This is a genomic window from Euzebya sp. (assembly GCF_964222135.1).
Lineage (GTDB): Bacteria > Actinomycetota > Nitriliruptoria > Euzebyales > Euzebyaceae > Euzebya.
Genome location: NZ_CAXQBR010000036.1, coordinates 1 through 17581 on the forward strand (window position 1 = coordinate 1; position 17581 = coordinate 17581).

Below are 17581 nucleotides of genomic sequence, written 5' to 3' on the forward strand. Positions count from 1 at the left end.
CCCGTCCACCTGACGGGCCTCCCGACACACCGGTGGGGGCCAGGACCGGGTCGTCCGGGGCGGCGACGGCGAGGACCCGTGCCAGCCACCCGGCCAGCTCCTCGCGCGGCACGACCGCGTCGACCTGCCCCGCCGCCGCGAGCGCCCCCGCCGAGCCGCCGTCGGCCCGGGCACTCGACGCGGCGTCCCCGAGCGCCGCCGCCACGCGCGGGCCGGCGAAGGACATGTAGGCCCCCGGCTCGGTGACCACCACGTCGGCCACGCCGACGGCGGAGGCGTGGACCCCTCCTGTGGTGGGGTGCGCGGCGATCGCGAGCTGGAGCAGCCCTGCGGCCGCGTGGTCGAGCGCGGCCGCCACCACGGCGGGCATCTGCACCAGCGACCGCATCCCCTCCTGCATCCGCGCCCCGCCGGTGCAGCTGAGGACCACCACCGGCACGGCGAGGGCCCGCGCCCGGTCGTAGCCGGCTCGGAGCCGCCGCCCGACCTCCGTGCCCATCGACCCGCCGAGGACGGTGAAGTCGAACGCGGCGAGCACCACCGGATGTCCCCCGCAGCGGCCGTCGAACACCACGAGCGCCTCGTCGGGCTCGGCGGCCACCCGGTCGGCGTAGCCGGGCCAGGCCAGCGGGTCGTGGATCGCCGGCGCGTCCGACGTGACCGCCGCCGTGCCCGCGTCGAGCAGCAGCTCCGCCCAGCCGGCCGCCGGCAGGCGCTCCAGCCCGCTCATGGGGTGCTCGCGTCCTCTCGTCTGGCTTCGGGGGGTGGGGGCTGGGCTATTCTCCCGCCCAGTGGGCCGTCGAGGCCAACTCGACGCCGCAGCACGTGACGGGTGGCGGGCGATGGCCGTGGTTGCCGTGGCCCCACCGCAGGGAACAGATGCCCTGGCACCGGACACCGGAGAGAAGGACCTGATGTGGACCTGATGGAGTTCCAGGGCAAGGACCTGTTCCGCGCCCACGGCATTCCCACGACCCCCCAAGGACAGATCGCGACCACGCCGGAGCAGGCCGAGTCCCTCGCCGCGGAGGCGGGCGGGCCGGTCATGGTCAAGGCGCAGGTCCTGACGGGTGGTCGTGGCAAGGCCGGAGGCGTCAAGTACTGCAAGGACGCGGCAGCGGCTCGCGAGGCGGCGGAGGCGATCCTCGGCCTCGACATCAAGGGCCACGTCGTCCACAAGGTCCTCGTCGAGCCGGCCAGCGACATCGCTGACGAGTACTACCTCTCCCTCCTCCACGACCGGGTGTCCAAGGGCTACAAGGCGATCTGCAGCGTCGAGGGCGGCGTCGAGATCGAGGAGGTCAACCGCACCTCCCCCGAGAAGGTCGCGAAGGTCGACATCAACCCCGTCACCGGGATGACCCGCGAGCTGGCCGACCAGATCCTCGACTCCGGCGCGATGCCGACGGAGAACCGCGACCAGCAGGTCGACCTGCTCATGAAGCTCTACGACGGGTTCGTCGCGACCGACGCGACGCTGTTCGAGATCAACCCGCTGATCACCACCACCGACGGGCGGGTCATCGCGCTCGACTCCAAGGTGTCGGTCGACGACAACGCCCTGTTCCGCCAGCCTGACATCGCCGAGCTGGAGGGGCCCGTCCCCGCCGGCCAGCTGGGCGACGACCTGGAGGCCCGGGCCAAGGAGAAGGGCCTGCAGTACGTCAAGCTCGACGGCGACATCGGGATCATGGGCAACGGCGCCGGGCTGGTCATGAGCACCCTCGACGTCGTCGACCAGGCCGGCGGCACCGCGGCGAACTTCCTCGACGCCGGCGGCGGCGCCAGCGCCGAGTCGATGGCCGAGGGCATCGCCTTCGTCCTCTCCGACCCGGCCGTGAAGGTGATGCTGATCAACATCTTCGGCGGCATCACCCGCTGCGACGACGTCGCCCGCGGTGTGCTCGGCGCCATGGACCAGCTCGGCGAGGTCTCCCAGAAGCTCGTCGTGCGCCTGGACGGCAACTCCGCGGAGGAGGGTCGGCGGATCCTCGAGGAGTCCGGTCACGCCAACCTCGTCGCCGCGTCCCAGATGATCGAAGCGGCCGAGAAGGCCGTCGAGCTCGCGAACCAGGCCTAGGAGACCCCATGAGCATCCTCATCGACGAGTCCACGAAGGTCGTCGTCCAGGGCACCGGCAGCCAGGGCACCTTCCACGCGAAGCGCAACCTCGACTACGGCACCCAGGTCGTCGCCGGCACCCACCCGAAGAAGGGGGGCAGCACCTGGGACGAGGTCGGCGTGCCGATCTACTCCACCGTCGCCGAGGCGGTCAGCGAGGCCGGCGCCAACACCTCCATGATCATGGTCCCCGCGCCGTTCACGAAGGACGCGATCCTCGAGGCCCACGAGGCCGGCGTCGACCTGATCGTGGCGATCACCGAGGGCGTCCCCGTCCACGACATGGCCGAGGTCTACAACACCCTCTACACCCGCCAGGACGACGGCAGCTACGACATGACCACCGGCCCGGTGCTGATCGGGCCGAACTGCCCGGGGCTGATCAGCCCCGGCAAGTCCAACGTCGGCATCATCCCGGGTGAGATCACCAAGCCGGGCAAGGTCGGGCTGGTGAGCCGCTCCGGCACGCTGACCTACCAGATCATGCACGAGCTGAACCTGGCCGGGATCGGCATCTCCACCTGCGTCGGCATCGGCGGCGACCCCATCATCGGGTCGAACTTCCTCGACATCATCCCGCGCTTCGCCGAGGACCCCGACACCGAGGCGATCGTGTTCGTCGGCGAGATCGGCGGCACGGAGGAGCAGAAGGTCGGCCGCTGGATCGCCGACCACATCCCCGACACGCCGGTCGTCGCCTACGTCGCCGGGTTCTCCGCACCTCCGGGCAAGCAGATGGGTCACGCGGGCGCGATCGTGAAGGAGGGGTCCGAGGGCGGCGAGACGGCTGCGGACAAGAAGGCGGCGCTCGAGGAGATGGGCATATCCGTCGGCACCAACCCGACCGAGACGGCCGAGCTGATGATCCAGCGCCTGAACGGCTGACCCGCGAGACGTCAGGGTTCGGTCAAGCCTGACCGGCCCCGGGGCGGGGCACCGACCCACCGATACGGTGGATCGGATGCCCCTACAGCCTGATGACGCACCGCCTGACGACGCACCGCCCGGTGACCTCACGACCGACGAGTCCCCCATCGGGGATCAGGCCGTCGAGGATCGGGCACCCGCGGAGGCCGGCACCCCGATCGTGCGCCCGACGCGCGATCCGGACGCCCGTGCCCGGCGCAACGCGCTGATCGCCGGCGGGGTCCTGCTCGCCGCGCTGGCCGCGCTCGCCGTCATCGTCCTGACCCGCGGCGGCGATGACGTGGCGACCGACCCGGTCGCCCTCGGCGACGAGGCCGCTGCCGACATCCCATCCGGGCCCGACGCGCCGGCCTACACCCTCTACGGCGAGGAGGTCGACCGCGAGGAGCTCGCCGCCGAGCTCGAGGGCCTGGTGGCCGACGACGTCGTCGCGGCCGTCGCCGACGTCGAGGAGGCCACGACCGAGCAGCGCGGCGCCCTGGCGGGTGCGATCAGCACGCTGATCACCGAGCAGGTCATGACGCGCGCGGCCGAGGACGCCGGCATCGCCGTCACCGACGCCGACGTCGACGACCAGATCGAGGAGATGGTCGCCCAGGGCTTCGACGGCGACCGCGACGCCTTCGACAGCGCGATCGCCCAGTCGGGCATCACGATCGAGACCGTCAGGGCGCAGTTCCGCACCGCGCTCCTGGCCGAGCAGCTGGTGGAGGGTGACGTCGCCGAGGTCGACGACGCGATCGTCCAGACCTTCTACGAGCAGCGGTTCACCGAGCCCATCGTCAGCCACCTGCTCGTCGAGACCCAGGCGGAGGCGCAGGCCGCCTACGACCGCATCCAGGCGGGGGAGGCGTTCGCCGACGTCGCCGCGGAGGTCTCCTCCGACGGGAGCGCCGCGCAGGGCGGCCGCCTCGGTCCCCTGGTCGAGGGCCAGTACGTCGCCCCGTTCGAGGAGGCCGCCTTCGCCCTGGACGAGGGCGAGGTGTCCGAACCGGTCGAGTCCGAGTTCGGCTGGCACGTGATCACCGTCGAGGCCCCCCCGCCGCTCGAGGAGGTCGAGGCGGACATCCGCCAGGTCCTCTCCGACCAGGCCCTGAACGCCCAGTTCACCGAGCTGGCCCAGCGCCTGGACGCCGAGGCCGACATCACCGTCGATCCGGCCTTCGGCACCTGGGACGGGCTGGCGGGCGGCGGCCTCGTCCCCGCCGGCCTCGAGGTGGACGCGGGCGCTCCGGCCCTGCCCGTGGGCGGTGGCGCCCCGGCGGCACCCCCGGTGGACGGCGCGCCCGCGACCGAGGGCTGAGCCTCAGGTCGCGAACGCCTCGTGCGCACGGCGCTCGGCCTCGACGGCGTCGGCGAACGCGGCGGGGATCGCCTCGAACGGCTCGACGGTGACGCGGTCCCGCTCGATCCGCCAGGAGCCGACGACCTGGCCGTCGACGAGCAGGGTGTTGACCGAGTGCGGCCGGCGGACCCCGAACACCCGGTCGCGCACCGCCTCGGGCAGGATCTGGGTGCGGCGGGCGTGCACCAGCAGCGTCGCGTCCCAGGTGCCGAGGAACCGCACCGGCGCGGGGGTCTCCGCCGGGGGGATCGGCCGGCGGGGAAGGTCGATGAGCTCGCCGCCGTCGACGTCGCGGAAGCGGCGCAGACCCAGTGCCGCGAGGACCGGCTCGAACCAGCCGGCGGGCACGCCGGCCCAGGACGACAGGTCCGCCACCGACGCGGGGCCGAACCCGCCGAGGTACCGCTCGACCAGCAGCGCGAGCCCCTCCGCCTCCGTGGCCGTCGACGGACCCAGCTCCACCTCGGCCGACGCGAACAGGTGCGCCCGCCGACGCGCCCACGTGCCCTGCGGCGGCACCCGGACCAGGTCGACCCACTGCGCCAGCCCCTCCCAGTGCGCCCGCGGCACCCCCTCCGCCTCGAGCCGTTCGAGCAGCTCCGCCCGCTCGAGGGGGCCGTCGGCGAACCACGACCGGACCATCGCCGCGACCGCCTCGTGGTCGATCTCCGCCAGCCCTCGCGCGCGGGCGGCCGGCCGCCACCACTCCTGACGGGCCCGACGGGTCCCCGCGGCGAGCACCTGGAAGTCGCGCGCCGACACCAGGTGGATCGTCGAGCGGAGCAGGGTCCCCTGCACGATCTGGCGGCGCTCCAGCGCACGCGTGACCCGGGCGATCGTGACCCCCTCGCCCCGTGACCAGCAGCCGACGTACCCGCTCGGGGCGTACTGCATCTGGAGCCCCCCGACCGATTCGAGCGCGCGGGGCAGCGACGCGGTCGACCGGGCGAGGAGGTGCTGGCGAGCCAGCAGCGCCCGGTTCAGCTGTCGGGTGGTCAGGGTGTCGCCGTCGCGTGCCATCGGACCGGCAGGCTAGCGCCGAGGCCTGCCCGGTCGGCCCCGCCAGCGGGTGGACCGGGTGGTCGTGCGGGGGTAGCGTCGATCGGCTGTGCCCACATCCAGCGGAGGGTCCGATCTCGGGCTGCTCGCGGCGTACCTCGAGCCGGAGCGGCGGCTGGTCGCTGCCCTCGTCGCGGTGCTCGTCGTCGCCATGCTGCTGCCCGTCGCGGGGCCGGTCCTGCTGGGCGACGTGGTGGACGCGGCGGTGGCGGGCGACCCCATCGGGACGCTGGTCGCGGGAGCGGCGGCGTTCCTCGCCGTCACGCTCCTCGCCGACGGTCTGCAGCTGGTCGTCACCTGGGCGTCGGTCCGCCTCGCCTGGCGGATCGGCAACCGCCTCCGCCTGGACCTCGCCAGGCACGCGCTCGGGCTGGACCTGTCCTGGCACGGCAGCCACAGCCCCGGCCTGCTGATCGAGCGGATCGACGGCGACGTGGACGCGATCGTCCGGTTCGCGTCGACCGCGGTCCTGAACCTGCTCGGCAACGCGATCCTGCTGGCCGGGACCCTCGTCGTCGCGATCGCGATCGAGTGGCGCGCCGGGCTGCTCATCGGGGCCGTCGCCGCCACCGCGGTCCTCGTGCTCAGGCGCCTCCGCCGCGCCGCGGTGCCGCTCTACGACGACGAGCGCGAGGTCCAGGCCGAGATGTACGGCGACCTCGAGGAACGCCTCGGCGGGCTCGAGGACCTCCGCGCCAACGGGGCCGCCGGGTACGTCGTGCACCGCCTGCACGACGCCTCGGCCCGCTGGTGGCGGGCCGCACGGCGCGCGTCGCTGCGGGGGGACGGCGCGTACGCGCTGGCCGCGGCGACCTTCACCCTGGGATCGGTGGCGACGCTGGGGCTCGCGGTGGGCCTGCACCTCGCCGGGTCGTTGAGCATCGGCGCGGTGCTGGCCCTGTTCCGGTTCTCCCAGATGGTCCGCCAGCCACTCGAGGCGGTCGCCGAGCAGATCACCGAGCTGCAGCGCGCCATCGCCGGCACCCGGCGGGCGGCGCGGCTGCTGGCGACCACCCCGGCGCTGGCCGACGGGCCAGGTGCGGCGTTCCCGGCCGGTGCGCTCGAGGTCCGCTTCGACGACGTCGCCTTCGCCTACCCCGACGAACCCGACGAGCCGGTCCTCACCGACATCGACCTCTGCCTCGCGCCAGGACGCACCCTCGGACTCGTCGGGCGGACCGGCAGCGGGAAGACGACGATCGGCCGCCTGGCCGTCCGGTTCTGGGACGTCACCGGCGGGGCGGTGCGCCTCGGCGGCGTCGACGTGCGGGACGCCACCCAGGCCGAGCTGCGCCGCCGCGTCGGCGTGGTGACCCAGGAGGTCCAGATCCTCCGCGCCACGCTGCGGGACAACCTGACGCTCCTCGGGACCGTGCCTGCCGACGACGTCGCGCTGCTGCGCGTGCTCGACGACGTCGGTCTCACCGGCTGGCTGGCCGGTCTCGGCGACGGGCTCGACACCGACCTCGACTCCGACACCGAGCTGTCCGCCGGCCAGGCGCAGCTGCTGGCCTTCGCGCGGATCCTGCTCACCGACCCCGGCCTGGTCGTCCTCGACGAGGCGACCAGCCGGCTGGACCCGGCGACCGAGGCGCTGGTCACCGCCGCGACCGACCGGGCCCTCGCGGGACGCACCACGATCGTGATCGCCCACCGGCTCAGCGCGCTCGACCGCGCCGACGAGGTCGCGGTGGTCGACCACGGCCGCATCGTCGAGCACGGCACCGCCGACGCGCTGCTCGCCGACCCCTCCAGCCGGTTCGCCCGGCTGCACGCGGCGGCGGTCGCCGGCGCCGACCTCGACGCCATCGACCCCGCTGGCGACCCCGCTGGCGACGCACCCGGCCGGGGAAGGCCGTGAGCACCGCGGTCGCGTGGCGGATCCTCCGCCAGGAGCCGATCGCCTACCTGATCGCCCTGGCGACCTGGAGCGCCTTCCACAGCCTGCCGGTGCTCGCCGGCGTCCTGCTGAAGGTCGTCCTCGACCGGGTGCAGCCCGGCGGTGGCACCGCGACCGCCGTCTGGGGGGTCCTGGCTGCCCTCGCCGGGGTCGAGGTGGGCCGCTGGGTCGTCCTGGCAGTCAGCGCCGTGCAGTGGCACGGCGTGTGGGTGCACTGGCACACGGTCCCGCGGATCCGCATGCTCAGCTCCCTCGTGGGCGACCCCGGTCCCGTCGCCGACCGGCTGCCCGGATCGCCCGGCGAGGCGGTCAGCCGCTTCCGCGACGACACCCGCAACACCGCGCTCGTGGCCGACGTCTGGCTGGACCTCACCGGCGTCGCCATCGCGACGACCAGCGCCGTGGTCGTCATGGCCGCGGTCGACTGGCGGGTGGCCCTGGTCGTCGCGGTCCCCGTGGGCGCGGCGCTGCTCGCCACCCGCGGCCTGGCCGACCGGCTGAAGGAGCTCCGGCTGACCGAGCGGCGGGCCACCGCCGCGGTCACCGGCTTCATCGGCGACACGTTCGGGGCGATCACCGCGGTCAAGGCCGCCGGTGCCGAGCGGGCCGTCGAGCGCCGCTTCGACGACCTCGGCAGGGTGCGGGCCGACGCCGCGCTCCGCGACCAGGTCGCCACGCAGGTCCTCCAGACGCTCTCCGGCGCGACGGGCAACCTGTCGACCGGCCTCGCGCTGCTGCTGCTCGCCCCGGCGCTGGCCGCGGGGGACGCCACCGTCGGCGACATCGGGTTGTTCGCCAGCTCGGCCCTGGTGATCGCGGCGCTGCCGCGTTGGGTCGCCCGGCTGGGCGCCTACCAGCGACAGGGCGACGTGTCCGCCGAGAGGATGGCGCGACTGCTGCCCCCCGGCGCTGATCCCCGCGACGTGGCCGCGCCGACGGCCACCGCGCTGCGCCACGGCCCCGGCGACCCGCCGGCCACGCCGGTGTCCCCGTCGGCGGACCGCCGCGACCGGCTGCGCCGCCTCGAGGTGCGCGGGCTGGCGGTCCACCACCCTGGCGGAGGGGGAGGGGTGGGTCCGGTCGACCTGGTCATCGAGCCGGGGACGGTGACCGTCGTCACCGGTGCCGTGGGCAGCGGCAAGTCGACCCTGCTGCGGGCGCTCCTCGGGCTCGTCGCGCGCGACGGGGGGACGATCACCTGGAACGGCCGCCCGGTCGCCGACCCCTCGACCGTCCTGGTCCCCCCGCGCGTCGCCTACCTGCCGCAGGTGCCCAGGCTGTTCTCGGAGACCCTGGCCGACACCGTGCTGCTCGGACTCGACGACGACGGGCTGGCCGACGCCCTCCGCACCGCCTGCCTCGACGACGACGTCGCGGCGATGCCCGCCGGCACCGCGACCCGCGTCGGCCCACGCGGCGTCCGGCTGTCGGGCGGACAGATCCAGCGCACCGCCGCGGCGCGGGCGTTCGTCCGACGTCCCGACCTGCTCGTGGTCGACGACCTGTCCTCCGCCCTCGACGCCCACACCGAGGCGGAGCTGTGGCGACGCCTGCTCGATCGTGACGACCGGCCGGCGCTGCTGGTCGTGACCCACCGCGAGCGGGTCATCGCCGCCGCTGACGCCGTCGTCCGGCTGTGAGGTCAGTCAGCCGTCGCGTACCCGCGCTCCTGCAGCACCCAGGTGTTGCCGTCGGGGTCGGCGAAGTCCGCGAAGCTCTCGTAGTCGGCTCGGGAGGGGGAGGGGCCGTCCTGCCAGCCGGCGGCGTCCTTGCCCATGTGGCGGACGGCGCTGACCTCGACCCCGCGGGAGACCAGCTCGTCCCGGGCGGCGACGATGTCCGCGACCATCAGCTGGGTCCCCCGGTAGCAGCCCGGGGTGGCGTCGCTCACCCCGACGCCGATGACGACGGAGCAGGCCGAGCCCGGCGGGGTCAGCTGCACGATGCGGAACGACTCGTTCGGCTGGTGGTCGACGTCGACGTGCCATCCCAGCGCGTCGGCGTAGAACGCCCTCGCGCGGTCGACGTCGGAGACGGGGACGATGACGACTTCGAGCTGGTGATCCACGACAGGTGCCTCCTCGGGGCGGGTCCGTGCCAGGTCGGACGTCGGCCGACCGTCGCGATCATCGCCGACCGCCGGCCCGGCCGGGTTCGGTGGCCCCCGAGGGGGTAGGTAGGATGCGCCGCGCCGGGGGCAGGGAGCCCCGGCGCACCCCGACCTCCAGGAGCCAGCCGCCGTGAGCAACCAGCCAGTCCGCGTCGCCGTCACCGGAGCCGCCGGCCAGATCGGGTACCAGCTGCTCTTCCGCATCGCGAGCGGGGGCATGCTCGGCCCGGACCAGCCGATCATCCTGCAGATGCTCGAGATCCCGCCGGCGATGGATGCGCTCGAGGGCGTGGCGATGGAGCTCGACGACTGCGCGTTCCCCCTGCTGGCTGCCCGCACGATGTCCGATGACCCGACCGAGGCGTTCGCCGACGTCGACATCGCGCTGCTCGTCGGCTCGAAGCCCCGCGGCCCCGGCATGGAGCGCGCGGACCTGCTCGAGGCCAACGGCGCGATCTTCACCGGCCAGGGCAAGGCCCTGAACGACGTGGCCTCGCGGGACGTCAAGGTCCTCGTCGTTGGGAACCCGGCCAACACCAACTGCCTGATCGCGATGAGCAACGCGCCCGATCTGCCGCAGCGGAACTTCACGGCCATGACCCGCCTGGACCACAACCGGGCGATCTCCCAGCTCGCCGCGAAGACCGGCGCGCCGGTCACCGACATCACGAAGATGACGATCTGGGGAAACCACTCCGCGACCCAGTACCCGGACCTGTTCCACTGCGAGGTCGGCGGCGAGGTCGCGGCCGCCAAGGTCGACGACCAGGACTGGCTCGAGACCGACTTCATCCCAACGGTCCAGAAGCGCGGCGCGGCGATCATCGAGGCCCGCGGCGCATCGTCCGCGGCGTCCGCGGCGTCCGCGGCGATCGACCACGTCCGCGACTGGGTCCAGGGGACACCGGACGGCGACTGGGTCTCGATGGCCGTGCCGTCGGACGGCAGCTACGACGTGCCGGAGGGCCTGATCTCCTCGTTCCCCTGCACCACCGCCGACGGTGAGTGGTCCATCGTCCAGGGGCTCGACATCGACGAGTTCAGCCGGGGCCGCATCGACGCCACGGTCGCCGAGCTGGCCGAGGAGCGCGACACCGTCGCGGGGCTCGACCTGATCTGACCCGGGCGCCACCCCCGGTGGCTTGGGACCGGCGTCAAGCCGATCTCAAGTCGCTCACAAGCGGCGGCGCAGACGCTGCGCGGCATGGAGAACATGACCGCGCACCGCGTCGGCGCGCTACTCGGCGCCACATCCCGTCCCGCCACATCCCGTCCTGCCGCAACCCGACTGGCCAGGCCCCGCCCGGGCCCGTCACGGTCGCGGGTCCTCGCCCTGACCACGGCCCTGCTGGTCCTCGCGGGGCTCCTGCCCGCCACCGCCCAGCCTCCCGGCGACCCCGTCGCCGAGCGGGTGGCGGGCCAGACCCGCATCGAGACAGCCGTGGCCGCGTCGGCGCGCGCGTACGAGACCGCCACCACCGCCGTGCTGGTCCGTGACGACGACTTCGCGGACGCGCTCGCCGCCGGTGGGCTCGCGGCGGAGCTCGACGCCCCCCTCCTGCTGGTCCGCGGCCAGGCGCTGCCGGCCGAGGTCGCCGCCGAGCTGACCCGCCTCGCGGTCACCGACGCGGTCGTGGTCGGCGGCACGGCCGCCGTGGACGACGTGGTGGTCCACGCCGTGGAGGCCCTCGGGATCGCGGTGCGACGCATCGCCGGCACCGACCGGTTCGCCACGGCCGCCGCCGTCGCGGCGGCCATGGCACCCGATGACGGGGCGCTCCTCGCCCTCGGCGCGCACACCGACCCCACCCGGGCCTGGCCCGACGCGCTCAGCGCCGGTGCGCTCGCGGTCACCGGCGACCCCACGCCACTCCTCCTGACCACGGCCACGCAGCTGCCCGCGGCGACGGCCGCCGCCCTCACAGGACGCAGCCCCGTCACGATCGTCGGCGGTCCCGCCGCCATCGACCCAGCCGTCGAGGACGCGGTCGCCGCGACCGGCGCCACCGTCCACCGCCTCGCCGGTGGCAGCCGCTACACCACCTCCACCGCCGTCGCCGACGAGGTGCTGGCCCGCACGAGCACCCGCCAGGGCGGCCGCACCCTCGTGCTCGCCTCCGGCGAGGCGTTCCCCGACGCGCTGGCCGCCACGCCGATGGCCGCAGCGCTCGACGGGGTGCTGCTGCTGGTGCCCCGCCTCGCCCTGGGTGGCGACACGACCGCCTGGCTGACCGCCCGCGCCGGCACGTTCGACCGCGTCGTCGTCGTCGGCGGGCCGGCAGCGGTGGACGACGTCGTCGTCGCCCAGGTCCTCGCCGCCCTCGCGCTCGGCCAGCCGACCCCCGAGGACCCGATCGGCGACCCGGCGGAGGAGCCGACCGACGAGCCCAGCCCGACCCCCGCCCCCCCCCCGACCCCCGCACCCGGCGGCCCGACCGACCCCACCGACCCCACCGACCCGACCGACCCGACCGACCCGACCGATCCCACCGATCCGCCGGCGGAGGGGGTGGCGCCGCCGCTCGACCCGACCGTGCCCTACTCGACGGCTCGGGCGATCGAGTTCCTCCACTCCGGGCCCGATCCGCTCCAGCAGGGCGTCGCGCCCGGCACCATCGAACCCCGTCGGGCCGCCATGGTCGCGGGGCGGGTGCTCGACACCGCGGGGGAGCCGCTGGCCGGCGTGACGGTGTCGGTGCTGGACCACGGCGAGTACGGCCACACCACCTCCCGGGCGGACGGGCGGTGGGAGCTCGCGGTCAACGGCGGCGGCGCCGTCGTGGTCGAGCACCAGCTGGCCGGCCACCTCACCGTCCAGCGCGACGCCACGATCGCGTGGGGCGAGCAGGTGGTCCTCGACGACGTGGTGCTGACCGCCCTCGACACCGCGGTCACCGCCATCGACCTGTCCGGCCAGCAGGCCGGCCACCAGGTCGCCCTCGCATCGCCGGTCACCGACGCCGACGGCACCCGCCGATCGGTGCTCGTCGTCCCACCGGGCACCACCGCGGAGGTGGTGTTGGCCGACGGCACCACCCAGGACCTGCCGACCGGTGCCCTGCGCATGACCGAGTACACCGTCGGCGACCTCGGTCCGGCAGCGATGCCGGGTGACCTGCCCCCGGCGTCGGCGTACACCTGGGCGGCGGAGTTCAGCTTCGACGAGGCCCTGGCCGTCGACGCCCGGACCGTCCGGTTCAACCAGCCGGTCATCGCCTACCTCGACGACTTCATCGGCATGGGCCCCGGGGCGGTGGTCCCCGTGGGCTCCTACGACCGGGCCGAGGGGGAGTGGGTGGCCGGGCAGAACGGCCAGACCCTCGAGATCACGTCCGTCACCGACGGGTTGGCCGACCTGGACCTCGACGGCACGCCGGGCGCCGACCCGGACCTCTACGCCTCGCGGGGCATCACCGACGGGGAGCGCGAGGTGCTGGCCGCGCAGTACCCGACCGGGGCGGTGCTGTGGCGCTCCCCCCTCGACCACTTCACCCCGGTCGACTGCAACTACATCATGCGCACCGGCGTGCCGGACGACGACGTCCCCCTCCCCTCCCAACCAGAGGGGGACCCGCTGTCCGACGCCGAGGACCCGACCGACGGCGACTGCGCCACCCCCGGATCGGTCATCGGGTGTGACGACCAGACCCTCGGGGAGTCCCTCCCGGTGGTCGGCACGCCCTACGACCTCACCTACCGCAGCGACCGGGTCCCCGGGTCGGCGACGGCCTACGCGATGGAGATCCCGCTGACCGCCGGCGACGTGCCCGCGCTGCTCCACTCCGTCCAGGTGGTCGTCACCGTCGCCGGCACCGTCCACCGCACCACCTACCCCGCCGGCCCCGGGCTGTCGCACACGTTCACGTGGGACGGGAACGACCGCTTCGGCCGGCAGGTGTCGGGGACCGCGGACGCCACGGTCGACATCCGCTACCGGTACGCGATCGGCCAGTCCTACGTGCAGGCCCTCGCCGACGCCGACGCCGCCTACCTGGCCGCGTTCGGCCGGTTCCCCCAGGAGGCGCGCATCGGGGTGGGGAACGCCTTCGCGCTGGTGGAGGGACGCGTGCCCATCACCCGCGAGCAGTCCTACGACGTGGAGCTCGAACGGCGCGAGGCCACCCGCCACGTCAGCCCGGGCGGGTGGACCGTCGACGTCCACCACACCTACGACCCGGGCAGCCTCACGGTCCACCTCGGTGACGGCACGACCCAGTCCGGCAACGCCGTCGACGTGCTGGAGCAGCTCCAGGTCATCACCGGCGCGAGCGGCTACGAACGCGTCGCCGCCGCACCCGATGGCTCCATCGTCGCCCTGGCCGTCGACCTCGGCGGCGGCGACCGGGTCGATCGCATCCAGTCAGACGGCACCGTGCAGACCCTGCACACCGGGACCGACCTCGCCGACGTCGCCGTGCGCGGCGACGGCACCGTCGCCGTGGCCGACCGCGGCGGCGACCAGGTCCTGGGCATCGCTCCGGACGGCTCGGTCAGCGCGCTCGCCGGTGACGGCACCGGCGGCACCTACACCCCCGGCGCGGCAGCCACCGCGACCGCGTTCGACGGCCCCGAGCGGATCGCCTGGGCGACCGACGGGAGCCTGTTCGTGGTCGTCGACGGCCAGCTCCGCCGCGTCGGCTCCGACGGCCTCGCCACGACCGCCATCGACGCCGTCGGCATCCTCGACCTCGCCACCGACGGACACGACGGCCTGCTCGTGTCGTACGTGGAGGCCGGCGGGCTCATCAGGTACGCCGGGGACGGCACCGAGCACCGCCTGGGCGACGCGGTGGACGCCGTGGCAGCCGGGGTCGACGGCGCGACCGTCGTGGCCACGGCCGGAGCGGTGCGGCGGCTGAGCGGCGACGGGCTCCGCCACACCGTCGCCGGCGGCGGCGCCGGCAGCGGCTGCGACGCCGGCAGCGGCACCGGCGCCACCGCGGTGGCCCTCTGCTTCCCGACCGACGTGGCGGTCCGGCCGGACGGCAGCGTCGTGATCGCCGACGCCGGTCGCGTGCTCGCGGTCGAGGGGGTGCTGCCCGCCCACCTCGAGGGGATCGAGCCGATCGCATCGCGGGACGGCCACGAGGTCTGGATGTTCGACCAGGACGGTCGGCACCTCGCGACCCGTGACGCGCTGACCGGCGCGACCACCCGGACCTTCGACTACGACGACGCAGGCCGGCTCGTCGGCATCACCGAGCGGGGTGGGCGCACCACGACGATCACCCGCGACGACGCGGGCCGGCCGACGGCGATCACCGGCCCCGGCGGCGAGGTCACCAGCGTGACCGTCGACGACGAGGGGTGGCTCGAGACGATGACCGACCCGGCGGGTCACACGACGACGCTCGGCTACGGCGACGGGGGCCTCCTGACCTCCCTCGAGGAGCCCTCCGGCGCCACCCACACCTACGGCTACGACCCGTTCGGACGCCTCGAGACCGACACCGACCCCGCCCAGGGCACCACGACCCTCGAGCGCGTCGACGCCGACACCGTGCTGGTCACCGACCCCGAGGGCCGGCCCACCCGGTACCGGACCACGACCGACGAGGAGGGCACCACCCGACAGGTCACCCAACCGGACGGGTCGATCACGACCACGACCTACCGCACCGACGGCAGCCAGGAGCTGGTCCGTCCCGAGGGCACCGTCGTGCGCCTCGACCCCGCGCCCGACCCCCGCTTCGGGATGACCGCGCCGTACCCGGCGGTCGTCACCGAGACGCGACCGGACGGCACGACCGCGGTCCGCACCGAGAGCCGCACCGTCACCCTGGTCGATCCGCGGGACGTGTTCACGGTGGCGTCCTCCACCCAGGTCGTCGACCTGGCGGGTGCGACGACCACGCTCACCTACGACGGCGCCACCCGCACCGCCACCCGGACCAGCGCCGAGGGACGGCAGCGCCGCTGGGTCCTCGACGACCTGGGTCGCCTCACCTCGGTGCAGACCGACGGGCTGGTGCCGGTGACCACCGCCTACGACGACCTCGGCCGCGTGGAGCGCATCGCCGAGGGCGACCGGTCCTCGACGTACACCTACGACGGGGCCAGCGACCGCGTGCTGACGATCACCGACGCCGAGGACGGGACGACCACCTTCACCTACGACGGCGCCGGGCAGGTGCGGACCGTCACGACACCGGAGGGGCACAGGCGCACGATCGGCTACGACGCCGACGGTCGACCGGAGACGATCACGACGCCGAGCGGCGACGTGCACGACCTGGACTGGACCGCCACCGACCGGTTGGCGGGCTACACCTCGGCCACCGGGGAGTCCTATGCGTTCGGACGCGATGGCACGGGCCTGCGGACGGGCACGGTCATGCCCGGTGGGGCGGTGCAGTCCGTGGCGCGACCGGACGGGCCGATCGCCGCGGTGACCCAGGTCGAGGCGGACGGCACCACGTCGTCGACGACCACCGTGGACCACGTCGACGGGACCGGGCTGATCGACGCGGTCATCAGGACCGGCGTCACCGGCGACCAGCGGATCGACCTGTCCTTCGACGACGGGCTCCCGAGCTCGCTGGTCCTCGAGGGCCTCGCCGACGCGACGTTCACCTACGACCACGACGACCTCGGCCAGCTGACCGCGATCGCGCTCGACGGCGGCGCCGCCGAGTCGGTCGTGCACGACGACGACGGTCTGGTCGTCGGCTGGGGTCCGGTCGCCCTGGGCCGCGGCGCGGACGGCGGTGACGTCGACGCGATCGCCGTCGGTCCCTTCGACGTCGACCTGGGCTACGACGACCACGGCGGCGTGCGCACCCGGGTCATGACCGCCGGCGCCACGACGGTCGGCGAGACGATCACCGACCGCGACGACCACGGGCGCATCACCGTCCGCGTGGACGCGATCGACGGCGTCGAGCGCACGACCACCTACGACTACGACCGCGACGGCCGCCTGGTCGAGGTCCGCGTCGACGGGCAGGTGACCGAGACCTACGACTGGGACGGCGAGGGTGCGCTCACCGCGATGGGCTCGGCGGTCGTCGACACCGACGCCGACGACCGCATCACCGCCATCGAGGGCGATCCGGTGACCTACGACGTCGACGGCGACCTGGCCACCCGCCCGGGGGTGTCGCTGGTCCACGACGGGCGTGGGGAGCTGGTGTCGGCCACCGTCGACGGCGGCCCGACCGTGACCTACGGCTACGACGGCATCGGACGGCGGGTCGCGCGCACCGTCGACGGCCAGACGACGCAGTACCTGTACGGCAACCCCCGCGACGTGTTCCAGATCACGGCGGTGCGCCAACCCGACGGGGTGCTCGTCGAGCTCCTCCACGACGAGGAGCAGCGCGTCGTGGCCCTGCGCCGCGGCGGCGACCTGCTGGGGGTGGCGACCGACCACCTCGGCAGCCCCGTCGCGGTCCTCGACGCCGACGGGACGGTCCTCTGGTCCGCCGAGCGCACCGCGTTCGGGCTGGTGACCCGCGAGGAGGGAGATCGCCACGGCCTGCCGATCGGGTTCGCCGGCGGTCTGGAGGACCCCGACACCGGCCTGGTCCGCTTCGGCGTCCGCGACTACGACCCCACCCTCGCCCAGTGGACCGGCCGCGACCGGGCCCTGTTCGACGGCGGGCAGCTGAACCTGTACGGCTACGCCCAGGGCGACCCGGTCAACCGCGTCGACCGCCAGGGCCTCGCCTCGCTCGAGGTCGGTGCCGGCCTCGGCCTCTACCTCGGCATCAAGGTGGCGGTCACCGGCGACGGGTTCAGCTTCTGCTGGGAGGGCGGCATCGGCCTCGGCGCCGGTGTCGAGGCGGACGTCTTCGGCGGCCTGGATCGGGACGGACGCACCGGGCTGGTCTCCGAAGCCGGTGGGGAGGTGCTCGGCGTCGGGCTGTCCGGCAAGGTCGAGACCGACTTCGGCCAGGGCGGCTGCCCCGACGTGCAACGGGTCGAGGGCAAGGCCTGCGTCGGACCGGCGTGCGCGAAGTACAACTCCGCAGACGGCTTCGGCACCTCGGTCACCCTGGCTGACGCGCTGAACCAGGCGGCCGGCATCACCGTGCAGGCGAAGACCACGTACATCACCTGCCGGGCCGGCACGTGGTCGTGACCTGACCCTCCCACGTGCCGACGGCCGCCACCGGAT

10 protein-coding genes are annotated in these 17581 nt (G+C 74.4%); 7 read left to right on the forward strand and 3 right to left on the reverse strand.

The window, feature by feature from the left end:
* The coding region (locus ACEQ2X_RS08760; protein ID WP_370325422.1) for a carboxyl transferase domain-containing protein at window positions 1–730 on the reverse strand (730 nt) is incomplete at its 3' end.
* A gap of 186 nt (window positions 731–916) precedes the next feature.
* Between ACEQ2X_RS08760 and sucC the strand changes: the two genes are divergently transcribed.
* The 3 genes from sucC to ACEQ2X_RS08775 all read left to right on the forward strand — a co-directional run bounded on the left by sucC (window position 917) and on the right by ACEQ2X_RS08775 (window position 4351).
* Window positions 917–2080 (forward strand): ADP-forming succinate--CoA ligase subunit beta, encoded by a 1164-nt coding sequence (gene sucC / locus ACEQ2X_RS08765; protein ID WP_370325423.1) that lies wholly within the window; start codon window positions 917–919, stop codon window positions 2078–2080.
* 8 nt (window positions 2081–2088) lie between these two features.
* Entirely contained in the window at window positions 2089–3006 is a 918-nt protein-coding gene (gene sucD, locus ACEQ2X_RS08770; protein ID WP_370325424.1) for a succinate--CoA ligase subunit alpha, read from the forward strand.
* Window positions 3007–3082: 76 nt separating this feature from the next.
* Window positions 3083–4351, forward strand: coding sequence for a peptidylprolyl isomerase (locus ACEQ2X_RS08775; protein WP_370325425.1), 1269 nt, complete (start codon window positions 3083–3085; stop codon window positions 4349–4351).
* A 3-nt stretch (window positions 4352–4354) separates the two neighbouring features.
* On the opposite strand, the gene ACEQ2X_RS08780 is transcribed toward ACEQ2X_RS08775, so the two are convergent.
* Window positions 4355–5413: a winged helix DNA-binding domain-containing protein gene (locus tag ACEQ2X_RS08780; protein ID WP_370325426.1), complete on the reverse strand. Its 1059-nt coding sequence runs from the start codon at window positions 5411–5413 to the stop codon at window positions 4355–4357.
* 88 nt (window positions 5414–5501) lie between these two features.
* Here ACEQ2X_RS08780 and ACEQ2X_RS08785 point away from each other — a divergent pair, with 88 nt between their 5' ends.
* Together ACEQ2X_RS08785 and ACEQ2X_RS08790 are read left to right on the forward strand one after the other, a co-directional pair.
* Window positions 5502–7313 (forward strand): ABC transporter ATP-binding protein, encoded by a 1812-nt coding sequence (locus tag ACEQ2X_RS08785; protein ID WP_370325427.1) that lies wholly within the window; start codon window positions 5502–5504, stop codon window positions 7311–7313.
* A complete protein-coding gene (locus ACEQ2X_RS08790) occupies window positions 7310–8992 on the forward strand; it encodes an ATP-binding cassette domain-containing protein (RefSeq protein ID WP_370325428.1) in 1683 nt (560 codons plus the stop codon). The genes ACEQ2X_RS08785 and ACEQ2X_RS08790 overlap by 4 nt, the downstream gene beginning before the upstream one ends.
* Window positions 8993–8994: 2 nt before the next feature.
* Here ACEQ2X_RS08790 and ACEQ2X_RS08795 read toward each other — a convergent pair whose 3' ends face one another.
* Window positions 8995–9420, reverse strand: coding sequence for a glyoxalase superfamily protein (locus ACEQ2X_RS08795; RefSeq protein WP_370325429.1), 426 nt, complete (start codon window positions 9418–9420; stop codon window positions 8995–8997).
* A 172-nt stretch (window positions 9421–9592) separates the two neighbouring features.
* On the opposite strand from ACEQ2X_RS08795, the gene ACEQ2X_RS08800 reads away from it, so the two are divergent.
* Complete coding sequence (locus ACEQ2X_RS08800) at window positions 9593–10582, forward strand: malate dehydrogenase (RefSeq protein ID WP_370325430.1); 990 nt, start codon at window positions 9593–9595, stop codon at window positions 10580–10582.
* An 84-nt stretch (window positions 10583–10666) separates the two neighbouring features.
* Window positions 10667–17545: a cell wall-binding repeat-containing protein gene (locus ACEQ2X_RS08805; protein WP_370325431.1), complete on the forward strand. Its 6879-nt coding sequence runs from the start codon at window positions 10667–10669 to the stop codon at window positions 17543–17545.
* Window positions 17546–17581 lie beyond the last annotated feature (36 nt).